This window comes from Sphingomonas ginkgonis, assembly GCF_003970925.1.
Lineage (GTDB): Bacteria > Pseudomonadota > Alphaproteobacteria > Sphingomonadales > Sphingomonadaceae > Sphingomicrobium > Sphingomicrobium ginkgonis.
Map to the genome: position 1 here is coordinate 954,635 of NZ_RWJF01000001.1, position 17,003 is coordinate 971,637.

Genomic DNA, 17,003 nt, shown 5'->3' on the forward strand with positions numbered 1-17,003 from the left:
CGGGTCGCCCTCGACCCCCTCTCGAGCCCGCCCCGGTCAGCCGGGGCGGGCTCTTCTTTGTTCAGGGTCGCGGCTGGCCGGGGGCGTAGGGGAAGCGCAGCGCCTCGTACCAGGCGAGCGGATGCGCCGGCGGGCGGGTCCCGGCGGGAAGCGGCTGGCCGGACACGCTCTGGAAATAGGCGAGGCACGCGTCGCGCCACCAGCGCGCCTCCTGCTCCTGGATCGCGAGGAAGGCGGCGGCCTCGGCGTGGCGGTGCGGATCGACGCGGCCGCGCAGCCCGTCCCAGGTCGCGCGCATCCGGACGACGGTGGCGACGCCGCGGTCGTAGCGGTGCACCAGCTCGGCCCATAGCGTCCGGCCGGTGTCGAGCCGCCAGGTCCACGGGACATGGTGGAACCACAGCAGGGCATCGTCGCCGACCGCGGCGCGGTCCGCGAGGCGCCGCGCCACCTCCGGCGCATATTGCGCGACCGCGTTGCTGCCGGTCGCCGTGCGGTCGAACCCGATCCCGTCGCGGCCGGCCCGGTGATAGTAGACGGGGTTCCAGTCCGGCCGGGCGAGGTCCGCCACCCACGGCGCCGGGCCATAGTGATGGCTGGTGCCCATCAGGTGGGCGAGCCCGAGCGGGGTCATGTAGTCGACCACCGCCTGGCGCGAGCCCATCATCATCGGCACGATCGCGTCGACCAGCCGGGGATCGTTGCCCCACGTCATCCGCACCCATTCCTCGGCGATGGAGCGGGCGGACCCGTCGGGGTTCCACGCCAGCCGCCCGAAGGCGTACCAGTTGGCCTGATCGAACTGCGAGCCCGACCAGTTGCGGTCGGTCCCGGCGTTGGCGACGCCGGCCATGGCGGCGAGCGTGTCGGCGACCCGGGCGCCCGCGACGGGCCGGTCGGTGCGGCTGCGCAGCACCTCCTCCCACATCGTCCCGAGATAGGCGAGGTGGGTGGCGAAACCGAGATATTCCTTGGTGACCTGCACCTCGAGCGCGACCCGGCTGCGCGGCATGGCGCCGAACAGCGGCGAGAAGGGCTCGCGCGGCTGGAAGTCGATCGGCCCGTTCTTGACCTGCACGATGACGTTGCGTGCGAAGCGGCCGTCGAGCGGCTGGAACTCGGCGAAGGCCTGCTTGGCGCGGTCGCCGTTGTCCGGCGCGTAGACGAAGGCGCGCCAGATCACCGTCCCGCCGTGCGGCGCCAGCGCCTCGGCGAGCATGTTGGCGCCGTCCGCATGGGTTCGGTGATAGTCCTGCGGGCCGGGCTGCCCCTCGCTGTTCGCCTTGACGAGGAAGCCGCCGAAGTCGGGCACGGCGGCGTAGATCTCGTCCGCCTTCGCCTTCCACCAGGCGCGCACCCGCGGGTCGAGCGGGTCGGCCGTCGGCAGGCCGCCGATCTCCCTGGGCGCGGAGAAGCGCGCCGACAGGAACACCCGCATGCCCCACGGACGCAGCTGGCCGGCGATCGTCGCGACCTTGGCCAGCCAGGGCGCGGTCAGGATGTCGGCGTTGCCGTTGACGTTGTTGAGGACCGCCGCGTTGATCCCGACCGAGGCATTGGCGCGCGCATAATCGTCGATCCGCGGATCGCGCCACAGCGGCAGGCGCTGCCAGTCCCACAGCGACTGCCCGGCGTAGCCGCGCTCGACCGAGCGATCGAGATTGTCCCAGTGGTCGAGCATCCGCAGCGGCAGCCTGGGGGCGTCGACGATGTCGAGCTTTCCGAGCGGTTGGCGCATCTGCATCCGCCGGAGCAGCGCGAAGCTGCCGTAGAGCAGCCCGCGCCCGTCCCGCGCCGCGATCAGGGTCGCCGCATGGCCGTTGAGCCGGACGCTGCGGATCGCATAGCCCTCGGCGCCGAGGCGGGCGGCGTCGATCGACGTTCGCGCGAGCATCGGCGAGCCGAGCGCCGCGAGCAGGATCGCGCCATCGCGGTCGACCGTGGCGCGGTCGGCGGGCGCGCGCCCCAGCATCTGCCCGATCCCGCGCCGAAGCTCGTCATGCGCCGAGCGGGCGAGCGGCGAGGGGCTCGCCACGACGAGCGCCGCGGCTGTGCGACGATTCTCGGAGCGCACCGCGCCGCTGACCGGCTCGTAGCGGAGCCACAGCCGGTAGCCGTCCTCTGCCTGGGCCGGCGCGGCGGCGGACAGCGCCAGGAGGGCGGCACCAAGCGAGAGGAAAGCCTTTGTCATTGTCGGCGGCAGTCTAGACTGTTAGCGCTATCAGGGAAGAGGAGAGGCGCAGGGTGTTGATCAGTCGCCGGGAGTCGATCTTCCTGGGTGCGGGCCTGGCGCTGGCAAGCCCGCTCGCCGCCGCGCCGGCCGTCCCGTCGCTGGCGCAGCTCGCCCGGCGCAGCGGCCGCCGGTTCGGCTCGGCGGTGTCCTTCGCGCCGCCCGGCGCCGATCGCGGCAGCTTCAACAACCCGCGCTACGCCGCTCTGCTCGAACGCGAGGTCTCGCTGCTCGTCCCCGAGAACGAGCTCAAGTGGCAGTGGTCGCGCCCGACGCCGGACCGCTTCGACTTCCGCGGCGTGGACGCGATCGCCGGCTACGCTTCGGCGCACGGCATGGCGCTGCGCGGACACACGCTCTTCTGGCTGCCCGAGAAATGGTATCCCAAGTGGCTGGTCGGCTACGACTTCGGCGCTCGCCCCGCGGCCGCGGCGGAGCGGCTGCTGGTCGACCATGTGCAGACCGTCTGCCGCCGCTATCGCGACCGCATCTTCAGCTACGACGTCGTCAACGAGGCGATCCAGCCCGAGACCGGCGCCATCCGCGACACGGTAATGACCAAGGCGCTCGGCGGCGAGGCGCTGCTCGACCTCATGTACCACACCGCGCGGGCGGAGGCGCCGCAGGCCCAGCTGGTCTACAACGACTATATGAGCTGGGAGCGGGGGACCGAGGACGAGACCCACATCGCCGGCGTCATCAGGTTGCTGGAAGGCTTCCGCAAGCGCGGCACGCCGGTCGACGCGCTCGGCATCCAGTCGCACATCCGCCTGCTCCAGGACTGGCCGGTGGAGCGGATCGTGCGCGAGAGCACGGGGCCGTGGCGCCGCTTCCTCGATGCGGTGACCGGCATGGGCTACAAGCTGCTGATCACCGAGTTCGACGTGAACGACAGGAAGGCGCCGGCCGACATCCGGCTGCGCGACCGGATGGTGGCGGACTATGCCCGCGCCTACCTCGACGTGATGCTGAGCTACCCGCAGCTCGGCGACCTGCTCGCCTGGGGGCTGGACGACCGGTACAGCTGGCTCGACGGGTTCGACCCGCGCACCGACCACCTGCCCAAGCGCGGGACGCCCTACGATCGGGCGTTCCGGGCCAAGCCGCTGCGCGAGGCGATCGCGCAGTCGCTGCGCCAGGCTACGCACCATACCGCCTGAGGAGGAAAGAGCATGAAAGCCGTCGTCATCGTCGCTGCGCCGTTCCTGCTGATCGGGTGCAATGCGGCCCAGTCGCCGCCCGCCGCACCGGTCGCGCTCGCCGCCGGAGCGAAAAGCTGCATCGAGCTCAGCCAGGTGGTCGGACGCTATCCGCAGGCGCCGGACTCGATCATCTTCCGAATGTCGGGCGGCCAGACCTACCGCAACCGCCCGGTCGGCGGCTGCCCCAGCCTCGAGCGAGCGTCGTCGCTCGAGACGATCGAGGCGGAAGTCCATGGCGGCCAGCTCTGCGCCGACGACCGCGTCCGCATCTACAATGCGCAGGACGTGCGGGCCGTCGGCAACCGGGCCTTCCCGCAATGCCGGCTCGGCGCCTTCGAACCGGTCGCGCCGCGCTGATGCGAAGAGCGTTCCTCGCCGTCGCGCTGCTCGGCGCCACGATGCTGGCCGGCAGCGCCGCGGCCGACCAACTCCGGCTCAACGACCGCGGCTACTTCGCCGAGCCGGGTCTCAACGTGATGGTCTTCAACGACTATTACCCGGAAGGCCACCAGACCGGCGTCACCATCATCCAGCACGGGCAGCGGGTCGCGGCGAACGGCGACCTCAAGCTCGACCCGTCGCCGGGGCAATGGTCGCCGCTGCCCAAGACGGTGACCCGGACGGTCGATCCCAGGACGGGCACCATCAGCCAGACGCTGGTCTACCCCAATCCCGACAGCAATGGCCACGGTTTCAATCCGGTCTTCTACCCGCCGCTCCAGCTCGGCTACCGCGTCAGCGTCACGCCCGCGGGCGGGTCGGCGGTGCGGGTCCATGTGACCCTCGACCGGCCGCTGCCCGCCAAGTGGGCCGGGCGGGCCGGGTTCAACCTCGAGCTGTTCCCGGCGCTGCTGTTCGGCAAGGGCTGGCTGATGGACGGCGCGGCGGGGATCTTCCCGCGCGATCCCATCGGGCCGATGGTCCGAACGGCGTCGACCGGTCTTCCCGTGCCGCGCAACGTCCAGGCGAACGGCCCGATCGTCGATCCCAACGGCGAGCCGCTCGCCGCGCCGCTCGCCACCGGTACCCGCTTCGTCGTCGCGCCCGAGGACGACCGGCAGCGGCTGACGATCGAGAGCCGCAGCGGGCCGATCGAGCTGCGCGACGGCCGGTCCAACCACAACAACGGCTGGTTCATCGTCCGCGCCCCGCTCGCCGCCGGGCAGCGCGAGATCGAGTGGGTGGTCACCCCCAATGTCGTTCCGGGCTGGAAGGCGACGCCGGTGATCCAGGCCAACCAGCTCGGCTATGCGCCCGCCGCGCCCAAGCAGGCGGTGCTCGAGCTCGACCCGGCCGACCGGCCGCAGGTCATGCGCCTGCTCCGGCTCGACGGCACCGGACCGCGTGAGGTGATGACCGGCGCGCCGCAGCGCTGGGGCGACTGGTTGCGCTCCGCCTATTATCGCTTCGACTTCTCGCAGGTGCGCCAGCCCGGGCTCTACCAGCTGAGCTACGGCGACCAGCGCTCCGCGCCGTTCCGCATCGCCGACGACGTGCTGGCGCGCGGCGCGTGGCAGCCGACGCTCGAATATTTCCTGCCGGTCCAGATGTGCCACATGCTGGTGCGCGAGAAGTACCGCGTGTGGCACGGGCTCGACCATGTCGACGACGCGCTGATGGCGCGCACCTCGCTCAACCATTTCGACGGCTACGAGCAGGGCGCCTCGACCCTGACGAAGTACAAGCCGGGGCAGCATGTGCCCGGGCTCGACCGCGGCGGGTGGCACGACGCGGGCGATTATGACCTGCGCATCGAATCGCAGATCGGCACCGTGTGGCTGCTGGCGCGGATGGTCGAGGAGTTCGGCCTCGACGACGACAGCACCAGCATCGACGAGACCCGCCGCGAGGTCGAAATCCACGCGCCCGACGGCAAGAACGACGCGCTCCAGCAGCTCGAGCATGGGCTGCTCAGCGTCCTTGGCGGCTACCGCGCGATGGGCCGCGTCTACCGCGGCATCCAGGACGTCAGCCTGCGCCAGTATGCGATGCTCGGCGAGGCCGCGAACGCGACCGACAACATCGTCGGCAAGCCGGTGCGCGGCATGGGGCTCGACAACAACGGCAAGCCGATCACCGCCGACGACCGCTGGGTGTTCACCGAGGAGGACCCCAAGCGCGAGCTCTACGTGGTCGGCGGCCTCGCCGCGGCGGCGCGCTCGCTCAAGGCCAGCAACCCGGCGATGGCGGCGGAGTCGCTCGCCGCGGCGCGTCACCTGTTCGCCGGCGCGTTCGGCAAGACCGACGACGTGCCGATGCGCGTCTTCGCGCTCGCCGAGCTCATTCACTCGACCGGTGATCCGGCGCTCGTCGGCCAGCTGGTCGCGCTCGAGCCGCAGATCGTGGCGCATGTCGACAGCGCCTGGCCGATCGCCTCGATCCTGCCGCAGATCGGCGACACCGGGTTCAAGACCCGGCTCGCCGCGGCGGTCGCGCGCTACCAGGCGGAGCAGACCGCGGCGGCGCGCACCGACTCCCCCTATGGCGTGCCCTACAAGCCGAACATCTGGGGCGCCGGCTGGGACATCCAGGAGCGGGGCGTCCACCAGTGGTTCTTCCACCAGGGCTGGCCGGACGCGACCCCGACCGACAGCTTCGTCAACGCGCTCAATTTCGTGCTGGGCACGCACCCGGGCCAGAACAATGCCAGCTTCGTGTCGGGCGTCGGCGCGAAATCGGCGACGGTCGCCTACGGCTTCAATCGCGCCGACTGGAGCTATGTGCCGGGCGGGGTGACCTCGGGCACGGCGCTGATCCGCCCCGACCTGCCCGAATATGTCGACTGGCCCTATTTCTGGCAGCAGCGCGAATATGTGCTGGGCGGCGGGGAGACCAACTTCATGTTCCTCGCGCTCGCCACCGACCAGCTCTACCGCAAGGCCGGGAAGTGAGGGCGGTGCTGGCGTTCCTGCTGCTGGCGAGCGCCGCCGGCGCCCCCGCCGCGACTGTCGGCCGCGCCTTCTACGGCACGACCCTTGACGGGCAGCGGGTCGACCAGGTCACGCTGCGCAACGCGCGCGGGATGACGGTCCGGATCATCGATTATGGCGCGATCGTCACCGACGTCGTCGTGCCGGACTCGCGCGGGACCAAGGCCAACGTCGTGCTCGGGTTCGGCAATCTCGCCGACTATCAGAAGCACAACCCCGACTATCAGTTCGGGGCGGTGATCGGCCGCTTCGCCGGGCGGATTGCCGGCGGCCGGTTCAGCATCGACGGCCGGCCGGTGCAGCTCGCGCGGAACGACGGGCCGAACAGCCTCCACGGCGGGCCTGGCGGGATCGAAACCCGGGTCTGGGCGATGCGGACCTTCGCGGGCAAGGGCGGCGCGGGCGCGGAGCTGACGGTTCGCAGCCCGGCCGGCGACCAGGCCTTTCCCGGCGCGGTCGACGTGCGGGTCCGCTACACGCTGACTGACGACGACCAGCTGCGCATCGACTATCGCGCGGCGAGCGATGCGCCGACCGTCGTCAACCTCACCAATCACAGCTACTTCAACCTCGCCGGGGCGGGGAGCGGGAGCGTGCTCGGGCATCGGCTCCAGCTCGGCTCGCCGCAGCTGATCGAGACCGACGAGCATGGCATCCCGAGCGGCCGGCTTCTCGCCGTCGCCGGGACCCCGTTCGACTTCCGCGCGGCGCATTCGCTCGGCTCACGGATCGGCGTGGCGCATCCGCAGCTGGTCGGGCGCCACGGCTATAACCACGGCTGGTGGCTCGGCGCCGGCGGAACGCTGCGGCGGGCGGGCACGCTGACCGACCCGATCAGCGGCCGCGCGGTCGACGTGTCGACCAGCGAGCCGTCGATCACCATCTACACCGCCGGCTACATGGCGGGGAAGGACATCGGCGCGCAGGGCACGCCCTATCGCGCCTTCGACGGGGTCGCGCTGGAGACCCAGCACGTGTCCGATAGCCCCAACCAGCCGCGCTGGCCGTCAACCGCCCTCCGCCCGGGCAAGCCCTTCGAAACGACCACGGTCTATCGCTTCCACGCCGGACCGCCCGCTCCGGCGCGGCTGGCGATGACCATCGACGACCTGCCGCTGCATGGACCGATCCCGGCCAACGAGACGCCGCTCAGCGTCGGACGCCGCACCATCGCCGCGCTCCGGACCGCCGGGCTGACCAGCGTCATGGGCATGATCAACGGCCATTGGACGGCCGACCAGCCCGTGACCCTGCAGGTGCTCAAGGAATGGCGGGCGGCAGGGCTGCCGCTCGGCAATCATACCTGGTCGCACCTCAACCTGAACCAGCTCAGCCCCGAGCAGTTCGCCGCCGAGGTCGCGCGCAACGAGCCGCTGCTGGCGCGCCTCGAGCCCGCCGGCGACTGGCACTGGCTGCGCTATCCCTTCCTCTCCGAAGGGGACGACCCGGCGAAGCGGGCCTCGGCGCGTGCGGTGCTCAAGGCCCACGGCTACAAGATAGCGGCGGTGACGACCGGGTTCGACGACTGGGCCTACACCGCGCCCTACGCGCGCTGCGTCGCCAAGAACGACCAGGCCGGCATCGCCGAGCTGACGCGGCTCTATCTCCAGTCGGCCGAGGAGAGCATCCGCTTCGCCCGGACCCTGTCCTGGGCGGTCGAGGACCGCGAGATCCCGTTCGTCCTGCTGCAGCACAGCGGCGCGCTCGACAGCTATCTCCTGCCGCGGCTGGTCGCCATATACCGGCGCAACGGTGTCCGCTTCGTCAGCCTGCCCGAGGCCGAGCGCGATCCCTTCTACGCGCGCGACGTCGATCCCGGCCTGCCCGGTCCGGCGAACCTGGAGAGCCGCGCGGCCGCGCGCGGCATCCCGCTGCCCTATCGCGCCAGCGTCATGGACCGGCTCGCCGCGATCTGCGCCTAGCTCGCGACGGTCAGCGTCGCCGACTTGAGGTCGACCGAGTTGGGCCCGGCCGAGATGGTGAAGGTGCCCGGCTCGACCACCCGCTTCATCTCGGTATTCCACAGCGCGAGATCGTCGGGGGCGAGCTGGAAGCGCACCCGCCGGGTCTCGCCGGGGCGGAGCGTCACCCGCTGGAAGCGCTTCAGCTCCTTGACCGGGCGGGTCACCGACGCCGTGTCGTCGCGCACGTACAGCTGCACCACCTCGTCGCCGGTGCGCGCGCCGGTGTTGGTCACCTCCACCTCGACGTCGGCATTGTCGCTAGCGCGGATGGTCGGGCGGGCGAGCTGCGGCGCGCCGATGCGGAAGCTGGTGTAGCTCAGCCCGTAGCCGAACGGGTAGAGCGGGGCGGTGGTGTCGAACAGATAGCCGCGGCGCGCCGACGGCTTGTAGTTGTAGAAGATCGGCAGCTGGCCGACGCTCCGCGCGATCGACACCGGCAGCTTGCCGCCCGGATTGGTGCGGCCGAACAGCACGTCGGTCAGCGCATGGCCGGTCTCCTGCCCGAGGTACCAGCCCTCGAGCAGCGCCGGCGCCTTCTCAGCCAGCTCGTTGACCGCCAGCGGCCGGCCGTTGAGCAGGATCACCACGGTCGGCTTGCCGAGCGCGAAGACCGCGCGGGCGAGATCATTCTGCTGGCCGATGAGGTCGAGCCGGTCGCGGTCGCCGAGATGGCCGTCGGCCCAGGCCTCGCGGCTGGTCGCCTCGTTGTCGCCGAGCACCATGACGACGATGTCGGCCTTGCGCGCGGTCTCGACCGCGGCGGCGATCAGCTGGCGGTTGACGCTCTCGGGGGTGAGCTTGACCTCGTCGCACGACCAGCAATGGCCCTCGGTGATCCGGACTCCTTCCGAATAGTCGACCGCGAACTTGCCGCGGCCTTCCTCCTGCATCGCCTCGAGCAGCGAGACGACGTGGCGCGGCTCGTCCGAATAACCGCCGATCGGCGTGTCGCGCGCGTGGGTGCCGAGCACCGCCATCCGGCGGATCCGCGACGCATCGAGCGGGAGCAGGCCGTTGTCGTTCTTGAGCAGCACGACGGATTCCCGCGCCGCCTGGCGGGCGAGGGCGATCGCGTCGGGCGTTGCGGTCTTCCGTTCCGCCGCCGCGGCATCGACATAGGGATGCTCGAACAGCCCTGCCTCGAACTTCATCTTGAGGATCCGGCGGACCGCGGTGTCGACCTCAGCCTGCGGCACCCGCCCGGAGCGGACCAGCTGCGGCAGCAGCGCATAGGCCTCGCCGTCGGGCGTCTCGGCATCCACCCCGGCGTCGAGCGCGCGGGTCGCGGCGTCGCCCAGATTGTCGAACATCTTGTGCCGGGTCATCAGCTCGCGGATCGCGAAATAGTCGCTGACGATCGCGCCCCGGTAACCCCATTCCTGCCGCAGGACCTTGTCGAGCAGCCACTTGTTGGCGTGGCTCGGGATGCCGTCGATCTCGTTGTAGCTGGCCATCACCGAACGGATCGGCAGCGTCTTCACCGCCTTCTCGAACGGCGGGAAGAAATCCTCGCGCAGGGTGCGCTCGCCGTAGGGTGCCGGGCCGACGTTGGTGCCGTTCTCGGGCTGCCCATGGCCGGTCAAATGCTTCAAGGTGACGAACACCTTGTCGGGCGCGAGCGGAAGCGTGCTGCCCTGGAAGCCGCGGATCGCCGCGACGCCCAGCTCGCCGACCAGATAAGGGTCCTCGCCGTAGGTCTCCTCGATCCGGCCCCAGCGCGGATCGCGCGCGACGTCGACCACCGGCGCCAGCGCGAGGTTGGCGCCGCGTGCCCGCATCTCGCGCGCGGCGACGCTGAACACCCGGGTGAGCAGCGCCGGGTCCCAGCTGCTGGCGAGCGCGATCGACTGCGGGAAGCTGGTCGCGTCGCGCGCCACATAACCGTGGAGCGATTCCTCGTGCAGGATCAGCGGGATGCCGAGGCGGGTCCGCTCGACCGCCCAGTGCTGCGCGGCATTGATGTAATCGGCGGTCTCGCGCGCGGTGCGGCCGTGGCTGCCCGCCGCTGCACCGGCGGCGCCGGCGTTGGCCTGCGAGACTCCGCGGCGATCGGACGGGCGGGCGAGCTGGCCGATCCCGTTCGGGAAGTTGGCGCTCGCCTGCGCCGCGGAAAAGTTGCCGGCGCTGTCCTGGATCCGGTCCTTATGCTCCCACAGGCTCTCCATCTGGGCGACCTTCTCGTCGAGGGTCATCCGCCCGAGCAGGTCCTCGACTCGCGCGTCGATCGGCGCCTGCGGGTTCTTGTAGAGCGGGCGGGCAGGAGCGGTCTGCGCACTGCTGGCGAGCGGCAGCGCGGGCCCGGACAGGGCGACGCCGGCCAGCATCAGCGCGGCGCCGAGCCGGCGACGGTTGAACCGCAAGGTCATTCTTCTCTCCCCGACGCGCCAGCGCTGGCGTCTTCTGCTTGTATGATAGCGCTACCATAAGCCGCGCCCGCGCACGGTCAATCCGATTGCCTTCCGCTCGCTCGAACAATAGTGAGGAGCGGTGGGGCCAACCAGTCGACCAAGCCGCCGGAGCCGGGGCGCCGTGACCATCGATGACGTGGCGCGGGCCGCCGGAGTGTCGGCGATGACCGTCAGCCGCGTGATCAACGGCGGCCGCAACGTCCGCGACAGCACGCGCGCGGCGGTCCAGGAAGCGGTCCAGCAGCTGAACTATGCCCCCAACAGCGCGGCGCGCAGCCTCGCCGCCGGGGAGTCGGCGCAGGTCGGGCTGCTCTACGCCAACCCCAGCGCCGCCTATCTCAGCCAGTTCCTGATCGGCGCGCTCGGCGCGGCCAAGCGGCTCGGCGCGCACCTCCAGCTCGAAAGCTGCGTCAGCGACGATCCCGACGAGCAGGCGGAGGTCACCCGGCGCCTTGCCACCAGCGACGTCGACGGCTTCGTGCTGCCGCCGCCGCTGTCGGAATCCAAGCCGATCCTCGCCGAGCTGGAAGCGATCGACCTGCCGGTCGTCACCCTGTCGTTCGCGCCGCCGCAGGACAGCGGGCTCAACGTCCGCATCGACGATTGCGAGGCGGCGCTGGAGATGACCCGCTACCTCATCGGACTCGGTCACCGGCGGATCGGCTTCATCAAGGGCCACCCCAACGACATCGCCAGCGCCGACCGCCACCAGGGCTTCCTGAAGGCGCTCGAGGAAGCCGGGCTGGATGCGGCCGACCAACCGATCGAGCAGGGCTATTTCACCTATCGCTCCGGGCTGGCCGCGACCGAGCGGATCCTCTCCGGCGCGCAGCTGCCGACCGCCATCTTCGCCAGCAACGACGACATGGCCGCCGCGGCGGTCAGCGTCGCGCACCGGCGCGGGCTGCAGGTGCCGCGCGACATCAGCGTGGTCGGCTTCGACGACACCGCGGTCGCGACTACCATCTGGCCGGAGCTGACCACCGTCCGCCAGCCGATCGCCGACATGGCCGACGCCGCGCTCGAACTGCTGATGAGCGACCTCAAGCGGCGCCGCGCCGGCAGCAAGCGCCGCGGCGCGGAGCGGGTCCTCGCCCACGAACTGGTCGTCCGCGAGTCCTCCGGGCCGCCGCCGGCACCGCGCAAGCCCGCCCGTCGCAGCCGCAGCGCCTAAGCTCTTCCCGACATTGCTTGTTTACAGGCCGCAGCCGGCGCTGTTAACGCTAACAGCATAAAAGAACGAAAGGGAGAGAGATGACGGAGGCAAGTCCCGAGCGGGCCAACATGGGCTTCATCGGTGCGATCGTGGCGGTGGCGACGATCGGCGGGTTCCTGTTCGGCTACGACAGCGGCGCGGTGAACGGCACCCAGAACGGGCTGAAGGCCGCGTTCGAGCTGAGCCCGGGCGGGCTTGGATTCACCGTCGGCTCGCTGCTCATCGGCTGCTTCATCGGCGCCTTCTTCGCCGGCACGCTGGCGGAGAGCATGGGGCGCCGCAACGTGATGCGGATCGCCTCGGTCCTCTTTCTCGGCGGCGCGCTGGTGCAGGGCTTCGCCTCCAGCCAGACCATCTTCGTCATCTCGCGAATGATCGGCGGCATGGCCGTCGGCGCCGCCAGCGTGCTCTCGCCCGCCTACATCTCCGAAGTCGCGCCCGCCAGCATCCGCGGCCGGATGACGACGGTCCAGCAGATCATGATCATCGCCGGCCTGACCGCCGCGGCGATCGTCAACTATTTCTTCCAGCAGGCCGCGGGCAACGACTCCACCCATGTGCTCGCCTTCGGGCTGTCGGCATGGCGCTGGATGTTCCTCGCGCAGGCGATCCCGGCGGCGGTGTTTCTGGTCGCGCTCTTCTTCGTCCCGGAGAGCCCGCGCTATCTGGTCGCCCGCGGCCGGCTCGACGAGGCGTCCGGCGTGCTCGCGCGGCTGTTCGGCAACTCGGTGGCATCGGCCAAGCTCGACGAGATCCGCGCCAGCTTCTCGACCGACCACCGGCCGCGCCTGTCGGACGTGCTCGCGCCCGGAACCATCTTCCGCCCGATCGTCTGGGCCGGCCTGATCATCGCCGTGTTCCAGCAGCTCGTCGGCATCAACGTCATCTTCTACTATGGCGCGACGCTGTGGCAGGCGGCCGGCTTCTCCGAATCCCAGGCGCTGCTGACGACCGTCATCAACAACAGCATCTCGCTCGCGGCCTGCTTCATCACCGTCGGGCTGGTCGACAAGGTCGGGCGCAAGCCGCTGCTGCTGATCGGCTCGGCCGGCATGGCGATCATGCTCTTCATCATGGTCTTCGCCTTCTCGACCGGCACGCTCGTCGGGACCACGCTGACCCTGCCGGGCCACATGGGCATGGTCGCGGTCACCGCGGCGCTGACCTACGCCGCGCTGTTCAACATCAGCTGGGGTCCGGTCATGTGGGTCATGCTCGGCGAGATGTTCCCCAACCAGATCCGCGGCTCCGCGCTGGCCGTCGCCGGCTTCGCGCAATGGTTCGCCAACTACCTCATCGCGCAGAGCTTCCCGGTGATGGCGCAGTGGAGCCTCGCCGGCAGCTACACCTTCTACGCCGTCTCGGCGGTGATCAGCTTCTTCCTCGTGCAGAAGTTCATCCACGAGACCAAGGGCAAGGAACTGGAAGAGATGCACGGCTAGTGCCGTGCTCCGGGGGGCGGCGGCGTATCGGGCGCCCCCCGGTCGTTCCTTCTAGCGGACCGGCAGCTCGAAGCTGCTGACCGGCAGCGTGCTGTCGTCGTGGAGATTGACCACCGGCGCATCGGCCCAGGCGAAGCGGACCCGCGTCGCCGGCTGGCCGTCGCCCAGCACCCGGACGGTGGCGCCCTCGACTCGCGCCGCGGCGAAGCGGCAGCTCGCCTGGCTGTCGCCGCACAGCTCGAACCCGACCGGCGGTCCGCTCCAGCCGTGCAGCGCGCCGCTGACCCCGGTGAAGCTCACCACCACATCATTGCCCGAGCGCTGCGCCGCGCCGGCCTGCGGCCCCGAGGCGGGCGCGGTCGCGCCATAGGCGAGCGTCCGCGCGGCGCGGGCGAGCCGATGGCCGACCTCCTGCTTCTGCGGCGGGTGAAGCTCGAGCCGGTCGCCGATGTCGATCGCAGGGACCAGCGCCGCGTGCGGGTCGCCGGTGCCGAACCGCCGCTGCGCATCGCGGACCATCGCCCAGCCGCTCGCCACCGGCGCGACCGGTGGTGGGCCCCAGCCGGGCAGGCCGACGACGAGGAAGGGCAGGGCCGGGTCGCCGAACTGCCGCCGCCAGCCGCTCGCCAGCGCGGTCAGCCGGTCGCCATAGCCTTCGGCCATGCCGGCGTCGGTCTCGCCCTGGTACCAGGCGATTCCGCGGAGCGGCTCGGCACCCATCGGCGCGATCATCCCGTCGTAGATGAGCGACAGGCCTGCGGCCGTGTCCCACGGCGGGCGCGGCGGCGTGCCGACGTCCGACGGCGCGACCGAGTAGCGCAGGCTGGGCGCGAGCGGGACGGTGCTGCCGTCGGCGAAGTGCAGCCCCAGCTTCGTTTCCGGCCCGGCGAACCCGCCGTAGCCGGACGAGTCGAGCAGGTTGACGACGACCGTGTTGCGGCCGGCGTGGAGGGTTCCGGCGGGTAGCCGGTAGCTGCGCTCATAGTCCCAGCCGAAGCTGTTGCCGACGGGCACGCCGTTGACCCAGCTCTGGTCGATCTCGTCGATGACCCCGAGGGAGAGGGTGGCCGCCTGGCTCGCCTGCGCCGCCGTGACCTCGACGTCGCTGCGCGCCCAGACGATCCCGTCGAAATTGGCGAAGAAGGGGTCGCCCCACTTCTCCCAGTAGCCGACCTTCATCGGCTTCCAGGCGAGCGTGTCCGGCTGTGCCCAGGGCTGGCTCGGCTGCCTGGCGTTCCACCAGCGCTCCCAGGTCGTGCCGAACTGCCGGTTGGCCGCCGCGGGATCGCGCCGGTAGAGGTCGAGCAGCTGGGCATCTTCCCGGCTGGCGCGCCGGGCACCCTCGGGATCGAGCCAGGACCGGATCGCGGTCCCGCCCCAGGTCGCGTCGATCAGGCCCATCGGGACCTTCTCGCTCTTCCGCAGGTCGCGGCCCATGAAGTAGCAGGCGGCGGAGAAGGACGGCACGCTATCGCGGTTCGCCGCGCGCCACTGCGGCACGTCGGCGAAGGCGGACGCGGGATCGAGGCTGGTCTTCTTGGCGACGTGGAGCAGCCGCAGTTGCGGGTCGTCCGCATTGGCGAGTTCGGTGTCGAGGTTGAGCGCGCGGCTGACCGGCAGCTCCATGTTGGACTGGCCCGAGCAGAGCCAGACGTCGCCGACCAGCAGATCGCTGCTGGTCGCGCTCGCGCCGCCGCGCCCCGTCGCCGTGAGCGTATAGGGTCCGCCCGCCGGCATGGCCGGAAGCGCCAGCCGCCAGCGCCCGTCGCGCCCGGCCGCGACGCTTCGGGTCACGCCCGCGAACGCCACCTGCAGCCGCTCGCCCGCCGTCGCGGTGCCGCGCAGCAGGATCGGCTTGCCGCGCTGGATGACGGCATGATCGCCGAGCATGGGGTCGATCGCGGGGGCGGCGAGCGCGGAGGTGGAGGCGAGGAGGGCGGCGAGGATCAGAGCTGGACGAGCGAGCATGGCACCCCCGGGACGTTGACTCGGAACTGGAAGAGGTCGCCCGCCTGCGGCTGCTCGGCGAGCTGCTCCTCGCTCAGGAACTGGCGCGCGGTGGTCGCGAACACGGTGCGCAGGTCATTCCCGCCGAACGCCAGCTTGGTGACGTTGGCGACCGGAAAGCGGACGCGCTGCACCATCTCGCCGGCAGGCGAATAGCGCCGGGCCTCCCACCCGCCGTAAAGTCCGATCCACAGATGGTCCTCGGAATCGATCGTCGGGCCGTCGGGATAGCCGTCGGCCGGGTCGATCCGAACGAACGGGCGCGGCTCCCCGAGGCTGCCGTCGGGGCGGAGCTCGGCGACGTCGATCGTCCCGCCGAGCGTGTCGACATGGTAGAGGCGGCGGCCGTCGGCCGAGACCGCCGGGCCGTTGGTGATGCACACCGGCGGCAGGCCGGCGGGACGGACGGCGCTTTCGTCGAGGCAGTAGAAGGCGCCGCTGGGCTCGCGCTCGCCATTGTCCATGCTGCCGAACCACAGCCGCCCGGCCGGGTCGACGCAGGCGTCGTTGAGCCGGTTGCCGGGCAGGTGGGTTTCGACCGGCGCGAGCGGGGCGAAGGCGCCGGTCCGCTCGTCGAAGCGGTGCAGCCCGCTCTGCAGCCCGGCGACGAACCCGCCGCCGCGGGCCGGGAGCAGGAAGCCGATCGGCTCGGGCGCGGCCCAGCTGCGCCGCTCGCCGGTGTCGGGCGAATAGAAGTGGACCTGCTGCTTCTTGATGTCGACGAAGCCCAGCGTCCGCTCGTCCCCGAGCCAGACCGGGCCCTCGCCGAGCTCGGCACCGAGCGGCCAGACGCTGACCGGCTCGGCGCTCAACGCCACCCGGCGTCGACCCAGTAGTTGTGACCGGTTACAAGCCGCGCGTCGTCGGAGGCGAGAAAGAGGATCATCGCCGCCACGTCCTCAGGCTGGAGGCGTCCCTTGAGCGCTTGCGCGGCGACGATCTCCGCTTCGCCCTCGGGCGAATACCACCGCTGCTGGCGCGGGGTCTGGACGTTGCCGGGGATGACGCAGGTGACCCGGATCCCGTCGGGTCCGAGCTCGCGCGCGAGGCTGCGGGTCAACCCTTCGATCGCTGCCTTGCTGGTCTGGTAGAGAGTCAGGTCGTGCAGCCCGAGGTGCCAGCTGATCGAGCCCAGGTTGATGATCGCGCCGCCACCCTTCTTCGCCATCAGCGGGGCGACCGCCTGCGCGGCGAAGAAATGATGCTTGAGGTTGGTGTTGAGCCGGTCGTCCCAGTAGGCCTCGTCGACCTGCTCGACCGAGTGACGGTCGTCGTTGGCGGCATTGTTGACGAGCACGTCGATCGCGCCGTCCTCGAGCAGCGCGGCGATCTCGCGCTTGAGCTGGCCGATGTCCTTGAGGTCGACCCGCTTGAAGCTCGCCCGGCCCTCGAGCCGCTCGCACAGCGCCTGCGATTCCGCCTCGGCGACGTCGAAGAAGATGACGTCGGCGGACTGGCGGGCGAAGGCCTCGACGATTCCCGCGCCGATGCCGGACCCGCCGCCGGTGACCAGCACGCGCTTGCCCGCGAGGCTCGGATAGATGGCGCGGCGGTCGGCGGCGCCGGGCTGTTGCCGTTGCGGGGAGGGGGCCAGCAGTCCGGTT

The 17,003-nt window shown here is 71.0% G+C and carries 11 protein-coding genes; 6 read left to right on the forward strand and 5 right to left on the reverse strand.

Annotated features, from left to right (window positions below):
• Positions 1-61: 61 nt before the first annotated feature.
• On the reverse strand, positions 62-2,191 hold the full coding sequence (locus HMF7854_RS04700) for an alpha-glucuronidase family glycosyl hydrolase (protein WP_126718040.1): 2,130 nt from the start codon (positions 2,189-2,191) through the stop codon (positions 62-64).
• Between the two features lie 53 nt (positions 2,192-2,244).
• Between HMF7854_RS04700 and HMF7854_RS04705 the strand changes: the two genes are divergently transcribed.
• The 4 genes from HMF7854_RS04705 to HMF7854_RS04720 are packed head-to-tail and all read left to right on the forward strand — an operon-like array spanning position 2,245 to position 8,284.
• Positions 2,245-3,390, forward strand: coding sequence for an endo-1,4-beta-xylanase (locus tag HMF7854_RS04705; RefSeq protein ID WP_126718041.1), 1,146 nt, complete (start codon positions 2,245-2,247; stop codon positions 3,388-3,390).
• Between the two features lie 12 nt (positions 3,391-3,402).
• Positions 3,403-3,789 (forward strand): hypothetical protein, encoded by a 387-nt coding sequence (locus HMF7854_RS04710; RefSeq protein WP_126718042.1) that lies wholly within the window; start codon positions 3,403-3,405, stop codon positions 3,787-3,789.
• Positions 3,789-6,323: a cellulase N-terminal Ig-like domain-containing protein gene (locus tag HMF7854_RS04715; RefSeq protein WP_126718043.1), complete on the forward strand. Its 2,535-nt coding sequence runs from the start codon at positions 3,789-3,791 to the stop codon at positions 6,321-6,323. The genes HMF7854_RS04710 and HMF7854_RS04715 overlap by 1 nt, the downstream gene beginning before the upstream one ends.
• Entirely contained in the window at positions 6,320-8,284 is a 1,965-nt protein-coding gene (locus HMF7854_RS04720) for a galactose-1-epimerase (protein ID WP_185829156.1), read from the forward strand. Before HMF7854_RS04715 ends, HMF7854_RS04720 begins: the two co-directional genes overlap by 4 nt.
• Here the strand turns inward: HMF7854_RS04720 and HMF7854_RS04725 are convergent.
• Entirely contained in the window at positions 8,281-10,692 is a 2,412-nt protein-coding gene (locus HMF7854_RS04725; protein ID WP_126718045.1) for a glycoside hydrolase family 3 N-terminal domain-containing protein, read from the reverse strand. The two genes, HMF7854_RS04720 and HMF7854_RS04725, sit on opposite strands and share 4 nt — an antisense overlap.
• Before the next feature lie 163 nt (positions 10,693-10,855).
• Between HMF7854_RS04725 and HMF7854_RS04730 the strand changes: the two genes are divergently transcribed.
• Together HMF7854_RS04730 and HMF7854_RS04735 are read left to right on the forward strand one after the other, a co-directional pair.
• Positions 10,856-11,908 carry a LacI family DNA-binding transcriptional regulator gene (locus HMF7854_RS04730; protein ID WP_239016840.1) on the forward strand — a complete coding sequence of 351 codons (1,053 nt, stop codon included), beginning with the start codon at positions 10,856-10,858 and terminating at the stop codon, positions 11,906-11,908.
• Between the two features lie 80 nt (positions 11,909-11,988).
• Entirely contained in the window at positions 11,989-13,392 is a 1,404-nt protein-coding gene (locus HMF7854_RS04735; RefSeq protein ID WP_126718047.1) for a sugar porter family MFS transporter, read from the forward strand.
• Between the two features lie 51 nt (positions 13,393-13,443).
• Here the strand turns inward: HMF7854_RS04735 and HMF7854_RS04740 are convergent, their stop codons facing one another.
• Genes HMF7854_RS04740 through xylB form a run of 3 tightly spaced genes read right to left on the reverse strand, consistent with a single transcriptional unit; the run spans position 13,444 to position 16,993 of the window.
• On the reverse strand, positions 13,444-15,360 hold the full coding sequence (locus HMF7854_RS04740; RefSeq protein ID WP_126718048.1) for a sialate O-acetylesterase: 1,917 nt from the start codon (positions 15,358-15,360) through the stop codon (positions 13,444-13,446).
• Positions 15,339-16,211, reverse strand: coding sequence for an SMP-30/gluconolactonase/LRE family protein (locus tag HMF7854_RS04745; protein ID WP_126720067.1), 873 nt, complete (start codon positions 16,209-16,211; stop codon positions 15,339-15,341). The genes HMF7854_RS04740 and HMF7854_RS04745 overlap by 22 nt, the downstream gene beginning before the upstream one ends.
• Positions 16,208-16,993, reverse strand: coding sequence for a D-xylose 1-dehydrogenase (gene xylB / locus HMF7854_RS04750; RefSeq protein ID WP_126720066.1), 786 nt, complete (start codon positions 16,991-16,993; stop codon positions 16,208-16,210). Before xylB ends, HMF7854_RS04745 begins: the two co-directional genes overlap by 4 nt.
• Positions 16,994-17,003 lie beyond the last annotated feature (10 nt).